This window comes from Microbacterium sp. NPDC055665, from assembly GCF_053618035.1.
The window spans coordinates 518,635-533,091 of the sequence record NZ_JBSHGY010000001.1; the positions used below are offsets into that span (position 1 = coordinate 518,635).

A 14,457-nucleotide genomic window follows, 5' to 3' on the forward strand; every position below is an offset into this window, starting at 1 on the left:
GAAGGCCGGGAATAGCGACGCTACTGTCGCGTTCCCGGCCTTTCGTACGTCCAGCCGAGGCAAAGGGCAGTTCCTTCGCCCTGGCGATCTTGTTCGACGGGCTAGCACCCGCGACCGTGAGAATGAAATCCTCGTGCTCACGCATCACGCGTGATCTCGAGCCGAGCGTAGCGTCCGCCGATAGCCGTATACTCCGTCTCAACTTCATGACGAATCGTCGAACGCTCCACCCACTTCAACTGCATTACCCCAGACCCAGCATCGAAACGTGGTGTCGCCGGCACGGAACTCGATACCTGCGGCCGATGGCGTGGAGCGGGCGAGCTTGGCGTCCACGCGGATGGCTTCCGGGCCGAAGCGCACCCACGCCCGGACCGCACGGTACGGCTGGGGGTAGATCGTGACCGGCTGTTCTCGAAGGCGGAGTTCGCGGTCCGTAAGGGATTGGAGGGGGCCGGATCGAGCTGCGGCGAGGATCGCCTGGTGCTGGGAGCGCATGTCGTAGTGAGCAGCGAGACGCTTGCTGGACCCCATGCCGGCTCCCTTCTCCGGCCTGACCTCAGGGTAGCAACATTCGAAGCTATGTTCTATTCTGAAGTCATGCGACCGACAACCGATCACCTCCCGGCAACACTATGGATGGTCGACGACATTCCGTCGAGGAGGCGCGTGCTGACGGCTCGATCCGGTTGCAACGTCGGTCGGACCCGCCTGCAACCGAACGGACTACTCAAGAGTCCTTCCTGGACTACTTGCACCGGCAGGCGGAACCCCCATCCGAGGCCTGACGACCTTGCGCGACGCGGCGACCTGAGATCGCCCTCCAGATTCCTGGCGGGCGTGACGCCCCTCGCGCGGTGAGCCAGTAGCGCTACGCGCTACGGAGTCGATGGCGGCAAGGCGTAGCTCCTTGGCGAACGTCAGCTGCATCCACCGCGCGATTACCGGATATACGCCTTCTCCATCCTCTCGACACGCAACTGAGGCTGCTGACGCCGTTCGATGCTCGGAGGCGTTGCGCCGATATGGTCGAGCCATGGCGCATCCCCCGTGGCCTGAGCGGGGCCTTATCCGCGTTCCGGTCACTGAGCCCGACGAACTCGATGCGTCGCGCGTCTTAACCGACCGGCTGCGTCAAATCGACTCGATCCTTGCGCGCTACGCGACCATCGCTCAACTTCGAGCGAAGCCCACCTCGGAGCTCGGTGACGACGACCGACGCACGAGCTGGCTCCACCTGAGCCACTTCGTCGCGTCGTGCATGTCGATGGCCACCGACAACCTGGCCGCCACCAAGCAGCTGCTCCTTCCAGACGGAGCACAGCTCGAGCACCGCGTCACCGCGCACTTCCCTCTACTGCGTGCCGCTCTCGAGTCCGCCTCCACGGCGTTATGGCTGCTCCGACCCGACATTCAACGCGACCGCATCATCCGGCTCCTCCAGCTCCGCACAACCGACATCGACTACGACTTGACCCTCATCAAGGCCGCGGCGAAGCTCGCTGACCTGAGCACGCCCCAAGGAAGGTCAGCCTCGCAAGCCGCGATCCGCGGCGGAGTTGTTCGCCGGAAGCGCCACCTGCACCAGATGGCGAAGATCGCCGAAACTGAAGGCATCAGCGTCGACGACTACGTCGGCGGCGCGCCCGGGCACAGTGTCATTGTCGAGCAAGCGACCGACTACCCGGACCTGAACGGCAAGTATGCCTCCGCCGTCTGGCGACTCATTTCCGGCCTCACCCATCCCTCCCCCCCTACGCATGATGAGCACGAGCAAGCACGGCGACACCGTCGACAACGAGGACGGCACCCTCTATGTCGTCGCATCTATGAACCTCGCACACACGACAAACGCACTCCTCGCCTCGATGATGACGTACCGGCATGCCACCGAAACCCTCGCTGCACGGGTCGCTCGCGTTACCCACCGGTCGGGTCCCGCCTGACTCACACGCACGCCAGCACGAATTAGTCGTGGATGCCCGCTCGCAGCGATATAGAGAAAATAGAGGATTACCTCTCAGCCCGTGGAGGATCGACTCGGCATAGCCGCTCAAACTCCCCCGGAATCACGCGGCAAGACATCCTCCGCGTACAACCCACATCAGATCAACAGCAGCACGGCGGGATCCAGCGCAGTCGACCGGGCGACGGGCGCGGCAGTGACGCAGTCGCATCGGGCAGGCGGCTTCACACCAGCGAGGACTCGAACCCGGCCAGCCCCTCGGGCTCCTCCCCCGGCTCGAAGGCGGGCACGGCCTTCGGCGTCAGCGTACGTGCCCGCGCGAGCAGTCTTCTCGCCGCTCCCTCGTCATCGTCGATCTCCGGTGCGAGGTCTGCTTCGACCACGGCGATGGGGAGCATCGCTCCGAGCGCCAGACGGACGTTCACGCGCTCGCCACCCGATCCGACGACGGGGATCTCGACGACATCGTTCCGCCGCTCCTCGGTCAACGCCAGCCAGTACTGCACCACCGCATCGGCCGTCGCGTCGCCGGTCAGATAGCTTCCGACCTGGGTGACGAGTGTCTTCATGCTCACTCCCTGGACTCGTCCGGATGCGTCTCGCCACCGGGTCCGGGGCGGCACTTTCACACTAGGGTCGAGTCATTTCCGCACGTGACCCCCTTGCGGATTCGCCGTCACGGTGATTCAGTAGGGCTCCGCGGCGGCCCACCCATCCGTGACTGTGCTCCGACGGCGGCCGCGCGTGCGGGGCCTTCCGCATCGCCCCGACCGGGTGACGGAGGGCTGCACGAGGAGACCGCGGATGCGACTCTGGAGGCCATCGCCGCCCACTCATCGAGAAGCGAGGACCCCGACATGACCGATCACAGCTCCCTTCCCTCCTGGCGCGACACCTCCACGCGCAGTGCCATCGAGGCGTTCATCGCCTCCGTCACCGAGGGACCGGACGCGGTGCCCGTCGAAGAGCGCATCGCCGTGTTCGACAACGACGGGACGCTGTGGTCGGAGAAGCCGATGCCCACGCAACTGCATTACGTCGTGGAGCAATGGCGTCTCGCAGCAGAGCACAACCCGGAGCTCGCCGAGCGACAGCCGTATCTGGCGGCCGTGAGCGGCGACTTCGGCTGGCTGAGCACAGCGATCGACAAGCACTACGGAGGCGATGACTCGGACCTGAAGACCATCATCCAGGCCCTCGTCGGCCTCACCGACGGCATGAGCGTCGAGGACTACGCCGCGTCGGTCGCCGAGTTCTACCGCACAGCTCAGCATCCGCTACTGAAGCGCCCGTACGCCGACGCGGTCTATCAGCCGATGATCGAGTTGCTCCGCTATCTCGAGCACCACGGGTTCACCTGCTACATCGTGTCGGGGGGCGAGCGCGACTTCATGCGCCCGATGACGCAGGCCAACTACGGCATCCCGCCCGAGCGCGTGGTGGGCTCCGCTTTCGGCCTCAGCTGGGACGACGCGGGTGCCACCGTGCGGTACTCGTCTTCCCTCGCCTTCTTCGACGACGGGCCCGAGAAGCCGATCCGGATCTGGAGCCGCATCGGTCGGCGCCCGCTGTTCGCCGGCGGGAATTCGAACGGTGACACGGCCATGCTCGATTTCGCCCGCAAGGGCCCGCGCCCCGGGTTCGCGATGCTGATCCACCACGACGACGCCGACCGCGGCGACGCGCCCTACGATGCGGGCGCCGAGAAGGCCCTCGCATCCGCCTCGGGCGCCGGGTACACCGTCGTGAGCGTCAAGGATGACTGGGCGACCGTCTTCCCCGCGGCATCGTCCGAGGTCGACGGAGCCTGAGACGACGCAGAAGGCCCGGAGAGCGATACTCTCCGGGCCTTCTTTCGTGCGGCTACTCTCGCGAGAGCATGGCCGCCGCCTCGAGTTCGAGATCGCGATACTGCTCCGCGCTCACGTCGACCCCGACACCGAGCAGCTTGCCGCCGGTGAACGGGAACGGGTTGCTGTACTGACTGCTCACCGGATCCGCACTGTCCCAGCCGACGCACAGTCCATCGCCGCACAGGGTGAACTTGCCGATCTGCGCCCGCATGGGACCGGACGCCACCGCGCGGTCGTCGACGTACAGCGTGGCGGTGCCGAGCGACTCGCCGTGCTCACCCGCCGACTCGCGGGTGAACTCCACACCGAGCGTATGCGGCCCCGGCGTCAACTCCTCGGACGTGAAGCTCTGCTCCGGCGGGATCCCGAGGAAGTTGTAGACGTAGGTCAGTCGGTTGTCCTTGAGGAACAGCGAATGACCCCCGAAGCGCGAGCCGTGGGCGAAGAGCACGCCCTGGGCGCCCTCGTCGAGCACCACGTCAGCGATGATCTTGTACGACCGACCACGGACGTTCACGGCCACGCTCTCCGGGATCGCCGCCGAGCCCGGGTAATAGATGTAGCGCTCACGCGGCGGCTCCGCTTGGGGGCGCTCGACCGTGAGCTGGTCACGTGCCGAGCGGTCGTCCAACGGGAGCACGAAGTTCGCATCCGCCTCCTCGAACCACGCGTCGATCAGCTCCTGGAGCTTCTCAGGATGGCTCGCGGCGAGGTCGTTCGACTCGGAGCGATCCTCCTCGACGTTGTAGAGCTCCCACACGTCCGCCTCGAAGTTCCCACGTCCGGTGAGCGGCGCATGCACGGCCGCCGCCTTCCATCCGTCCTTCCAGATGCCGCGGGTGCCGAGCATCGCGTAGTACTGGGTCTTCTTCTGAGTGGGTGCGTCGGGCGCGGCATCGAAGCTGTACTTCATCGACACACCGTTGAGCGGCTGCTGCTTCACGCCGCGATACGTCTCGGGCATCTCGACGCCGACGACGTCGAGCACCGTCGCGACCACGTCGACGGAGTGGTGGTACTGGTGGCGCATCTCACCCTTGGCGGCGATGCCCTTGGGCCAGTGGATCACCATCGGGTCGCACGTTCCGCCCGCGTACTGCGAGTAGCGCTTGAACATCTGGAACGGCGTCGAAAACGCGACGGCCCATCCGGTCGGATAGTGGTTGTACGTGTCAGCCGAGCCCAGTCGATCAAGCATCGCCAGGTTCTCCTGGAGGTCATCCGGGTAGCCGTTGAAGAATTTGTTCTCGTTGACCGATCCGTTGGGCGATCCCTCCCCCGAGGCCCCGTTGTCCGCGCAGTAGAAGACGAGCGTGTTGTCGAGCTGGCCGGTCTCCTCGAGATAGTCGATGACCCGCCCGACCTGCGCGTCGGTGTACTCGGAGAAGCCGGCGAACACCTCGGCGAACCGCGCGAACAGCCGTTTCTCGTCGTCGCTCAGCTCGTCCCAGGGGCGCACGAAGTCAGCGGGATTCGCGACGTCCTCCGGCAGCGGGTTGACGGGGGTCAGCGCGGTCCCCTCGGGCACCACACCCTTCTCGACCATGCGGGCGAGCACCCATTCGCGATAGGCGTCGTAACCGTCGTCGAAGGCGCCCTTGTACTTGTCGATGTACTCCTGCGGCGCGTGATGCGGAGCGTGGTTGGCACCAGGACAGAACCACATGTACCAGGGCTTGGAGGGGTTCGATGCCTGCTGGTTGCGGATCATGCTCAGCGCCTGATCGGCGAGGTCCTTGGAGAGGTGGTATCCCTCTTCGGGAGTCGCCGGCGCCTCGATGAAGTGGTTGTCCTCGACGAGGTCGGGGTACCAGTTGTTCGTCTCTCCGCCGAGGAAGCCGTAGAAGCGGTCGAAGCCGAGCTGCAGCGGCCACATCGAACGGTGGCCACCGGGGGCGTTGTCCTCTTCCGGCACGTTGTGGTTCTTGCCGACCCAGAAGGTCGAGTACCCGTTCTCCTGGAGGATCTGCCCGATCGTCGCGCACTCGGCCGGCAGCCGACCCGCGAGTCCGGGGAATCCGTTCGTGCCCTCCATGATGACCCCGGCACGGTTGACGTGATGGTTGCGCCCGGTGAGCATGGTCGATCGCGTGGGCGAGCACAGCGATGTGGTGTGCCACTGCGTATAGGTGAGCCCGTCTTTGGCGAGCCGGTCCATCGTCGGCATGTTGATCCGGCCCCCGTAGGGCGACCAGGACGCCATCCCGGTGTCGTCATAGAGGACGACGAGGACGTTGGGGGCACCCTCGGGCGCCGATTTCAGTTCGTACGGCGACCAGTCCGGGACCGAGTCGCGCACGTCCAGCGAGATCTTCCCTGCGAAGTCCGAATTGAATTCCGACATCTTCTCTCCTTCGATCACGGGTTGCCGGTTTGCCTGCCCGTCCCGAGTATCGCCTTCGCGTACGGGGAAGCCGATACGCCGCTCATCCCCGCAGGGTGACCTGCGGGGATGAGCCGCTCACGACGCGGCGGTCACGACCGGAGCTTCCGGGTCCGCCGTCTCGACGACGGCGTCATCCGTTTCGGCGTCCGCCTGCGCGTCAGGGGGTTCAGACGCCGCAGTCGGTCGCCGCAGCAGCTCGACCAGGATCATGAACACGAGCAGTCCGATCGTCACACCGATCACACTCCCGAACGAGACCGGTCGTGTCATGATCAGGATGAGCAGAGCCAGTGCCATCCCGACGATCACGATCGGACCGTGGAACCGTTCGACCGCGAGCCCGAATCGCCCGGTGGACAATCCCCGTCGCTCCCAGGTGCTGCGCGCCCCGGAGAATCCGCTCTCCAGGATGCCTCGCGTGGCCACCGCGCTGCGGCTCGAGCCGGCGAGCCACGCCCACACCGCCACGAGCACGCCGACCATCGCCAGCGCCACGATCGTCGAGCTCAACAGCGTGGTGACCTCGTCGAACAGCGCCTGGGCAGCGGCCGACGGCATGATCGACGGACTCACGGCCCCGATGAAGAACGTTCTCCCGATGCCCAACCCTGCGGAGAGCAGGAGGAAGGCGACCGCGAACGCGGCACTGGTCCAGAAGAGCGCTCGGGGGCGGTTCCGGGCGATCAGGACGCCGGCGACCACGAGACCGAGAACGACCCAGGGCAGCCAGAATCCCGCCGCGACCGCGATCTGATAGACGGTCCGCACGAGCACGAGAGCATCCGCCTGGGCGATCGGGATGGAGCGGTCGATCTCCGGGATCAGATCGGCGAAGCCCACCCCCCGCTCGGTCAGCACCGATTTGACCCGGTCGACGACGAGCCCGAGATCGATCGACAGCACCCCGTCGTCCGCGAGCTGCAGAGCGGTGTCCGGGCTGTTCTGCATGATCGCGACAGCGCGCTCGTGGGTGAATCGCAGCGACTGCGCCCAGATATCGGCGAACTGGTCCGAGGCGACGACGTCGTGGATCACCCCGTCCACGAGGGACGTCAGGCCGTTCGCCGCCGGCGCCTCCAGCAGGGTGAGGGCCGACGCCGCACGCGGCGGGAGGTCGAGCTCGCGCAGGCCGTCGAACACCTCGCCGACCACAGCCGTGAGGTCGACCTGCTCGTGGATCGCGGCACTCGCCTGAGCGGCGACGAAGTCCTGCACAGCGGGATCCTCGGCCAAGGGCGCGAACGTCGCGACGAACCGATCGGCATCCACCAGTTGCAGGCGCGCCCACGTTCCCATCGCGGCGATCGGTGCCAGCAGCACCGCCACGGCGAGCACGATTCCGGCGACGATGCTTCGGCCCACCGGTCGACGACGCGGCTTCTCACGCGTCTCGCTCTTGAGCGTCTGGTTCTCCTGTTCGAGGAGCGTTACCCGGGCTCGCAGATCATCCAGTTCGCTCATTCGCTCTCCTCCTCGAAATGCCGCATCAGGTGCCTCCGCCGACGGCAGTCGGTCGGCCTCAGCTCAGGAGCTTCTGCTTGGCCGCGGCGAACTCCGTCTCGGAGAGCACGCCCGCGTCTTTCAGAGACGCCAGCTGCTGCAGCTTCGCGATCAGATCATCCCCTGCGGCCGGCGCGCTCGCCGGTGCCGACGGGGCCGCGTACTGGGCTGCCGCGTTCTGTGCAGCGGCATCGATCTGCGCCTGCTGCTGCGCCGCCTCGTACTGCTGCTGCTCGTACTGACCCTGCGCACGTTCCTGCTGATTCCGCGACATCGCACCGCCGACAGCCGAAGCCGTTCCCGCGACCACCGCGGTCCTGGCGGCAAGTCCGATCAGGCCGGGGCGACCGAATCTTCTCAAGGGCATGTCATTCACCTTCCTGATCGAGGATGTCCATCATGGCGTTCACGACGGGGGCCGGTACGCGCTCGCTCCGGAGCACCTGACCACCGGAGGCGGCGAGGTTCTGCGCGAGAGTGCGGGCGAAGGCGAGCTCGAGGACGACGACGGCAGCGGACTGCCCGGGAGCGAGGGCGCTCGCCAGAGCCTCGACATCCTCTTCGCCGGCGAGGCCCGCAGCGATCGGTGCGAAGTCGTCGAGTCCCAGCGAACCGTCGTCGGCATCGAGCTCGACGATCTCGACCTCACCGGCGGCCGACTTCGCCAGCAGGACGAAGTCGAGCAGTCGCACGACCCCGCTGTCGATGAGGTCGGTCAGCGCGCGGAACGTCGCCGGGTCCGGACGCTCGCCCTCGAACCCGACGAGGTAGAACTCGGCGGGGCCGAATCGGAAGTCATTCATGGATTGTCCTTTCTCACTGTGCCGACGTACCGGGACTGTGCGCTCATGCTCGCATCGCGGCGTCCGGGGTGATGCCCGCGCTCACCCCTACGGGGTGAGCATCTCGTCGTCGGGGGGCAGGGTCTGGCGATTCTGGCGCGGGATCCACACCTGCCGGATGACGATCAGGATCGAGGCCGTCAGCGGGATCGCGACGAGAGCCCCCAGCAGTCCCAGGAGGGTGGCCCCGATCATCGCCCCGATGATCACCAGAACGCCCGGCACCGCCGCCGCCTTTCCCATGATCCGTGGAGTGACGACATAGGCCTCGACCTGGATGTACACCAGATAGGCGACCACGAAGACCAGGGCGGCCGTCGGGCTGACGAGCAGCGTCGCGATACCGCCGATGACGAGGAACACGAGTGATCCGATCATCGGTACCAGCGTGACGAAGAAGGCGACGATCGCCATGACCGCGGGAATGGATGAGCCGACGATCAGCTGGATCACGAGAACGACGCTCGCGTTGATCGCCGACAGCGTGACGCCGCCGGCCACCACTCCCCCGACGGACTGCGTGATCTCGTCGAGGACGCCGGCGAATCGTACCCGTCGGTACCAGGGCAGGAGATTCGTGAGCGCCCCTTTGATGCTCTGCAGGGAGGAGACGAAGTAGAGGGTCAGAACGACGACCAGCACGAAACTCGATATCGCGCCGACGACCCCGAATCCGGCTTTCAGAACCCCTCCGGAGATCGCGAGGAAGGAGGAGAGCGATGTCAGCGAGCGGATGCTCTCGGCCACGACGGCGGAGAGGTCGACACCGAGAGCGGCCTCCAGATCCCGATACCACCCGCTCTGCTGAACGGCGGCGATCGTCTCGGGGGCGGCCTCGATCGCCGCGGCGATCTGGCGGACCGTCGCCGGCACCAGGACGAGGAGGATCACCGCGACCACTCCCAGGAAGATGATCGCCACGATCGTGACGCCCGCCGCTCTGCTCATGCCTCGGCGTTCGAAGGCGCGGACGGCCGGGTCAAGGCCGAGCGCGAGGAACATGCCGAGGAAGATCGAGATGAGCACCGTCGAGATGCCCGCGATCGTGGCCGCGAGCGCGATGGCGAGAAGGACACCGACGGCGACCGAGAAGCCGGAGAGCAGTGGTTTCGCGGGCAGCACACGCAGGAGCCCTGCGCGCCGCCGCCCGCCGTCGCCCTCGGTGTGCTGATCATGCTGATTCGCGTCCACGGGGTGCACGCTACGCGCGCGGCCCTTCGGAGTACGCCTCCGCCTCACCCGTTCGTGGTGACCGTCACAGGGCCGGTCGATTCGGGGTCGCCCGCTAGGGGTGAGCGGCTTTCCCGCGGGCATGGTCGCGCTGTCACTATCGCCGTACGCAGTAACTCAACGAAAGGGGTCCGAAGTGTCCATTTGGGAAAGCTTCTGGGACATCATCTGGTGGTTCTTCTGGGTCTTCGTGTTCATCTCCTACCTGATGGTGCTCTTCAACATCGTGGCCGACCTGTTCCGGGATCACACCCTCAACGGGTGGTGGAAGGCCGTGTGGATCATCTTCCTCATCTTCGTCCCCTTCCTCACGGCGCTGATCTACCTCATCGCACGCGGCAAGGGAATGGGCGAACGCAGCGTCTCGGCGTACCGGGAGCAGCAGCATGCGGCCGACTCCTATATCCGCAGCGTCGCCGGATCCAGTCCCAGCGATGAGATCGACAAGGCATCGAAGCTCCTCGCGGCAGGGACCATCACGCCGGACGAGTTCGCCGCCATCAAGACGCGCGCGCTGAGCTGACATCGTGGCTGAGGTGGTCGACATGACCCTGCAGGCGCTCGGCGACGTCGAGTTCGTCGTCGTTCGCCTGGAGGACGACCGCCTCAGCCCCGACATCCTCGAAGCCCTGCTCCGGCAGGTGGAGAGCGGCGCCATCCGCCTCCTGGATTTCCTCCTCATCCACCGGCTCGGCAGGGAGGACTGGCGTCTCGTCGAGGTCGACGCCGATGAGTTCACACTCGCCGGGCTCGGACTGGACACCCCCGGCCTCGTCTGCGAAGACGACGCCCGCTACTTCGCCTCGGGGCTCCCGATCGGGTCGGTCGCGGCGCTCATACTGCTCGAGCCGACCTGGAGCGAGCGCTTCTCCCGCGACGTCGACCGGCGGGGTGATCGCATCCTCGCGACACAGCCGATTCCCGCGGCGATCGCGAACACCGTCCTCGCATCGGCGCTGCGCCAACACTGACGCCACCGTCGGGCGTGCTTCGGTCCGTCCCGGTCGGTCAGACGGTCGTCCGCACCGCCTCGCGGCGAGAGGACACCCCGAGCTTGCGGTAGATGGCGCGCTGATGTGTCTTCACGGTGTTGATCGACACGGCCAACTCCCGCGCGATCTCGTGCAACGTGCGCGCCGTCTGCAGCTGCTGGAACACATCGCGCTCCCGCTCTGAGAGCGTCTCCACCAGCGAACCCGCGGCATCATTGGCGAGACAGCGGCCGATGAAGTCCTCGAACTGGGTGCCGAAATGCACATGCTCTCCCAGCAGCTTGCGCACCGCCGTCTCACGCGGCCCGAACGGCAGCCGGATGTTCTCGCCCGCGGCGACCGCGACCGCCGCTTCGCACAGCTCGTGCGCCTCGTCGTGGTGCCCGGCATGACGGCGCAGGACCGCAGCCGTGAGCAAAGTCGCGGTCTTCACGTACGACACCTCGCCGAACGCACGCAACGATCGCAGCATCTCCAACGCTGCGGGGTAATCGCCCGCGCGACGCAGCACACCGGCGAGCGCGACGTTCACGACGGGCAGGTCCGGGCAATGGATGTACTTCCGGGCGATCCTCATCGCGCGATCATGCCGGCCGACCGCCTCCTCGAGCAGGGCGACGGACGACTCGCGGAACGCCGGCCAGGAGACGCCATGGACCACCTCGAGCGGGATGTCCTGAACGCCGATCGCCGCGCGCCGACACGCCGCGACATCACCGGTCTCGGACGCCGTGTACGCGATCATCATCCGCGCGATGCTCGTGAAAGAGCGGTCGGAACCGCCGTTGGCGATCACCGTCCCGAACTCCCGGCTCGCCTCGGCGAACTCTCCCGACCAATATGCGACGTACCCGGCGGCAGCCGCAGCGCTCCCTCCGGCATAGGTGCTCCAGGGCAGGCTCACGTCCTCCTCGCCCTGCGCCCTGGCCAGCGACTCCCGCGCATCGATGAGGCGTCCGGCCCAGGTCTGCCCGAAGGCGAGATGTCCCAGCGTCCGCTTCGCGAGTTCGCGGTCGCCGGAGCTCTGCGCCTCCCTCGCCGCGGCCGAGAAGTATTCGAGCGGAATCATCGGGTTGCCGCGATGCCGGATCTCGGTCCAGCCGAGGAGGTAATTGAGTGCCGCACGATCCCCGAGCTGGGTCGAATCCGCGTCGAGCAGCATCCGTCGTACCTTGGCGCTCGCCTCCGCGACCTCCGCGCGCTCGTCCGCGATGAACAGACGCGCGATCTGCAGCACGGCGGGCTCGGTTCCGTCGCCCGACCGCGAGATCGTCCCCTCTGCACGCCGGAACAACTCGCGTGCGACGCGATGGTCGCCCAGCACATCGCTCGCGCACGCGCGCACCAGGAGCACCTGAGGGTCTTCCGGCGTGCGTCGGAGCATCTCCGTCGCGGTGCGCTCGACCTCTGCCGCCCCGGCCCCGACCACGAGCCCGAGCCAGTAGCGAAGCAGAGTCCCGCGCGCGGTCTCCGAATCTCCCGCACGAAGCGAGTGCGCGATCGAAGCGGTGGGATCCGTGGTCTCCAGCGCGGCGGCTGCACGACGATGGCAGGCTGCGGCGCGCGCGGCATCGAGCGCGACGATCTCCGCGCATTGTCTGGCGAAGGACGCATGCCAGCGGTAGACGACGCCGTGCTGGCCGTCGAACCGATCGAGGAACAGGCCGAGGCGCACGCAGGTCTCGAGCAGCTCCGCCGCGTCCGGGCGTCCCGTCACGGCAGCGGCGAGCTCAGGAGTCAGCTCGCCGCAGACGCTTCCGTCGAGCACGAAGTCGGCGATCTCCGCCGACAGCGCCCCGAGCACGTGCTCGCGCACGTAGCTCCCGAGAAAGCTCGATGCGCTCTGTGCGCGGGCGTCAGGGCGGGCTCCGCCGATCATCATGAGCCGGACCGCGATCGGCCAGCCCTGCGTCTCGTCGAAGATCGTCTCGGCGGCGAGCCCCTTCGCCCCTGCATGGAGGAGCTTCACCTCCGGCGCGGTGAAGCTGAGGGTCTCCACTCCGATGAAGGAGTCCGGATGCGTGATGCGATGCCGGGAGAGAGTGACCTCGAGAAGCGTCGTGCCGACCAGCACGACCCGCAGATTCTCCGGCGTCTGTTCGGCGAGCATCCCGAGCAGCCCACGCCGCCAGTCTTCTCCCGCGCGCTGGGCGTCGTCGACGATCAGGTGCACACGGGTGTCGAGGTCTTCGAGGGCACCGCAGATCTCCTGGTAAGCGTGCTCGGGGTCATCGAGCTCACGCGCCAGCGCGAGCGGCTGACCCGCACGTTCGGCTCCGACGAGCAGGGAGTGCACGACGCCCTGCGTCAGACGCGACGGGTCGGAGTCGAAGGAGCTCAGCCCGAGCCAGGCCACCTGCTCGAGGCCGGACGCCCAATCCGCGGCGGCCGTCGTCTTGCCGAAGCCGCTGGGGGCACTGACGACGGTGAGCGGGTGTTCTCCCACCGCATCGGCGATCGCGGAGCTCACTCGTTCCCGGCGGATCGCACCGGGTTGGGGGCCCGGTGGGCGATAGCGCACTGCGGGTCCCGGCGTCGTCGGTCGTACGGGGGGCGACATGGCACCAAAGCTAGTGGCGGCACAGAGGCGACCTCAAGGGCCTCCCCCGGGTGATATTTCAATCCGCCGCGCCGGTTCCCGCGTCGCGTTTGAGCGCATCGGCGGTGCGGATGAACAGGATGATCCACGTGAACACCAGGGTTCCCGCCACGAGCTCGACAGCGGTCAGTGTGTAGTAGCCGACGGCGAAGAACACCGAGAGGAGAAGGATCAGGAGGGTGAACACGTAGCCGACGAGCAGGAAGGTGCGCGAGACGCCGGGCACCCACCAGCGGACGGCGACGACGAGCACCGCGTAGGCGACCACCATCCCGGACGCCACACCGGTGTGCAGGGCGAAGTGCTCGTCCACCGGGAAGACTCCGACGAGACCGAGGAAGATGCCGACGATCACGAGGCACGTGCGCACGGAGGCAGCCCCGCGCGGGTGGGTCGTCGGAATCCCCTTCGTCGCGTAGCGCGCCAACGTCGTCACGAGGATCCCCGCGATGATCAGCGTGAGGTTGAAGGCCCGGGCGGAGAGGTCGTCCGTCATGCCGAGGGCGCTCAGATTCTCCTTCCACCACTGCGGATCGCTCGCTGTGAGCATACTTGCCAGTACTCCCAGCACGAGGAACACCGCGAGCACGGTGGCCAGCAGTTGCAGGTCGAGGTGCGTCGCCGAGTAGTACGTCACGTAGGCGGTGAGAGCGGCGGCGGCGCCGGCCAGCATCAGCGCCGGGAGCGGGAACACGACGGCTCCGATCAGCCCTGCCTCGACGATCGTGGCGGCCAGGGTCCACCCGAGCAGAGCGATCATGGCGTGGGCGAAGGCGAATGCGGCGATGTCGACGACGTCGAGCGCTCCGAGCCGCTTCTGCCGGGCGGGGTCGGCTGCGATGACGCGTCCGAGCACGAAGACGACGATCGCCGTGACCGCGGACATCAGCGCCGCGAACTGTCCCAGGGAGTCCGGGCCGGCGATGGGAGCCGACTGCAACCGGAAGACGGGCAGCGCGACGAGGGCCGCGAGCACGAACGCGACGATCGAGATCTGAAGCCCGATGGCCTCCCGAGCGCGCTCTCGAGTGGCTCCGCGCGAGCGGGCTTCCGTGAGGAGATCGTGGCCTGCTGGCGTCGTGGACATGC

At 67.1% G+C, this 14,457-nt stretch carries 13 protein-coding genes; 4 read left to right on the forward strand and 9 right to left on the reverse strand.

Annotated features, from left to right (window positions below; all coding sequences use genetic code 11):
* Positions 1–204: 204 nt before the first annotated feature.
* Positions 205–534, reverse strand: a complete 330-nt coding sequence (locus tag ACWGO6_RS02540; RefSeq protein ID WP_240745155.1) for a hypothetical protein — start codon at positions 532–534, stop codon at positions 205–207.
* Between the two features lie 502 nt (positions 535–1,036).
* Here ACWGO6_RS02540 and ACWGO6_RS02545 point away from each other — a divergent pair.
* Positions 1,037–1,972, forward strand: coding sequence for a hypothetical protein (locus tag ACWGO6_RS02545; protein ID WP_452325767.1), 936 nt, complete (start codon positions 1,037–1,039; stop codon positions 1,970–1,972).
* A 218-nt stretch (positions 1,973–2,190) separates the two neighbouring features.
* On the opposite strand, the gene ACWGO6_RS02550 is transcribed toward ACWGO6_RS02545, so the two are convergent.
* The gene (locus ACWGO6_RS02550) at positions 2,191–2,535 is read right to left on the reverse strand and encodes a hypothetical protein (protein WP_136043355.1); all 345 of its coding nucleotides are present in this window, start codon (positions 2,533–2,535) and stop codon (positions 2,191–2,193) included.
* Positions 2,536–2,823: 288 nt separating this feature from the next.
* Here ACWGO6_RS02550 and ACWGO6_RS02555 point away from each other — a divergent pair, with 288 nt between their 5' ends.
* Positions 2,824–3,777: an HAD family hydrolase gene (locus ACWGO6_RS02555; protein ID WP_452325768.1), complete on the forward strand. Its 954-nt coding sequence runs from the start codon at positions 2,824–2,826 to the stop codon at positions 3,775–3,777.
* A 52-nt stretch (positions 3,778–3,829) separates the two neighbouring features.
* Here the strand turns inward: ACWGO6_RS02555 and ACWGO6_RS02560 are convergent, their stop codons facing one another.
* The 5 genes from ACWGO6_RS02560 to ACWGO6_RS02580 form a co-directional block, all read right to left on the reverse strand.
* Positions 3,830–6,163: an arylsulfatase gene (locus tag ACWGO6_RS02560; RefSeq protein ID WP_452325769.1), complete on the reverse strand. Its 2,334-nt coding sequence runs from the start codon at positions 6,161–6,163 to the stop codon at positions 3,830–3,832.
* Positions 6,164–6,280: 117 nt separating this feature from the next.
* The gene (locus ACWGO6_RS02565; RefSeq protein WP_452325770.1) at positions 6,281–7,666 is read right to left on the reverse strand and encodes a hypothetical protein; all 1,386 of its coding nucleotides are present in this window, start codon (positions 7,664–7,666) and stop codon (positions 6,281–6,283) included.
* 58 nt (positions 7,667–7,724) lie between these two features.
* Positions 7,725–8,072 carry an SHOCT domain-containing protein gene (locus ACWGO6_RS02570; protein WP_452325771.1) on the reverse strand — a complete coding sequence of 116 codons (348 nt, stop codon included), beginning with the start codon at positions 8,070–8,072 and terminating at the stop codon, positions 7,725–7,727.
* A gap of 1 nt (position 8,073) precedes the next feature.
* Complete coding sequence (locus ACWGO6_RS02575) at positions 8,074–8,508, reverse strand: DUF6325 family protein (RefSeq protein WP_136043360.1); 435 nt, start codon at positions 8,506–8,508, stop codon at positions 8,074–8,076.
* Between the two features lie 87 nt (positions 8,509–8,595).
* Positions 8,596–9,738: an AI-2E family transporter gene (locus ACWGO6_RS02580; protein WP_452325772.1), complete on the reverse strand. Its 1,143-nt coding sequence runs from the start codon at positions 9,736–9,738 to the stop codon at positions 8,596–8,598.
* A 175-nt stretch (positions 9,739–9,913) separates the two neighbouring features.
* On the opposite strand from ACWGO6_RS02580, the gene ACWGO6_RS02585 reads away from it, so the two are divergent.
* On the forward strand, positions 9,914–10,300 hold the full coding sequence (locus ACWGO6_RS02585) for a PLDc N-terminal domain-containing protein (RefSeq protein WP_136043362.1): 387 nt from the start codon (positions 9,914–9,916) through the stop codon (positions 10,298–10,300).
* Positions 10,301–10,304: 4 nt separating this feature from the next.
* Positions 10,305–10,748 (forward strand): DUF6325 family protein, encoded by a 444-nt coding sequence (locus ACWGO6_RS02590; protein WP_452325773.1) that lies wholly within the window; start codon positions 10,305–10,307, stop codon positions 10,746–10,748.
* Positions 10,749–10,785: 37 nt separating this feature from the next.
* Here the strand turns inward: ACWGO6_RS02590 and ACWGO6_RS02595 are convergent, their stop codons facing one another.
* Together ACWGO6_RS02595 and ACWGO6_RS02600 are read right to left on the reverse strand one after the other, a co-directional pair.
* The gene (locus ACWGO6_RS02595) at positions 10,786–13,329 is read right to left on the reverse strand and encodes a LuxR C-terminal-related transcriptional regulator (RefSeq protein WP_452325774.1); all 2,544 of its coding nucleotides are present in this window, start codon (positions 13,327–13,329) and stop codon (positions 10,786–10,788) included.
* 58 nt (positions 13,330–13,387) lie between these two features.
* Positions 13,388–14,455: a DUF998 domain-containing protein gene (locus ACWGO6_RS02600; RefSeq protein ID WP_452325775.1), complete on the reverse strand. Its 1,068-nt coding sequence runs from the start codon at positions 14,453–14,455 to the stop codon at positions 13,388–13,390.
* Positions 14,456–14,457: the final 2 nt, after the last annotated feature.

Bases quoted from the DNA above. Each gene is read 5' to 3' on its own strand.
- ACWGO6_RS02540 (WP_240745155.1), bottom strand. From the start codon at position 534: ATGGGGTCCAGCAAGCGTCTCGCTGCTCACTACGACATGCGCTCCCAG.
- ACWGO6_RS02545 (WP_452325767.1), top strand. From the start codon at position 1,037: ATGGCGCATCCCCCGTGGCCTGAGCGGGGCCTTATCCGCGTTCCGGTC.
- ACWGO6_RS02550 (WP_136043355.1), bottom strand. From the start codon at position 2,535: ATGAAGACACTCGTCACCCAGGTCGGAAGCTATCTGACCGGCGACGCG.
- ACWGO6_RS02555 (WP_452325768.1), top strand. From the start codon at position 2,824: ATGACCGATCACAGCTCCCTTCCCTCCTGGCGCGACACCTCCACGCGC.
- ACWGO6_RS02560 (WP_452325769.1), bottom strand. From the start codon at position 6,163: ATGTCGGAATTCAATTCGGACTTCGCAGGGAAGATCTCGCTGGACGTG.
- ACWGO6_RS02565 (WP_452325770.1), bottom strand. From the start codon at position 7,666: ATGAGCGAACTGGATGATCTGCGAGCCCGGGTAACGCTCCTCGAACAG.
- ACWGO6_RS02570 (WP_452325771.1), bottom strand. From the start codon at position 8,072: ATGCCCTTGAGAAGATTCGGTCGCCCCGGCCTGATCGGACTTGCCGCC.
- ACWGO6_RS02575 (WP_136043360.1), bottom strand. From the start codon at position 8,508: ATGAATGACTTCCGATTCGGCCCCGCCGAGTTCTACCTCGTCGGGTTC.
- ACWGO6_RS02595 (WP_452325774.1), bottom strand. From the start codon at position 13,329: ATGTCGCCCCCCGTACGACCGACGACGCCGGGACCCGCAGTGCGCTAT.
- ACWGO6_RS02600 (WP_452325775.1), bottom strand. From the start codon at position 14,455: ATGTCCACGACGCCAGCAGGCCACGATCTCCTCACGGAAGCCCGCTCG.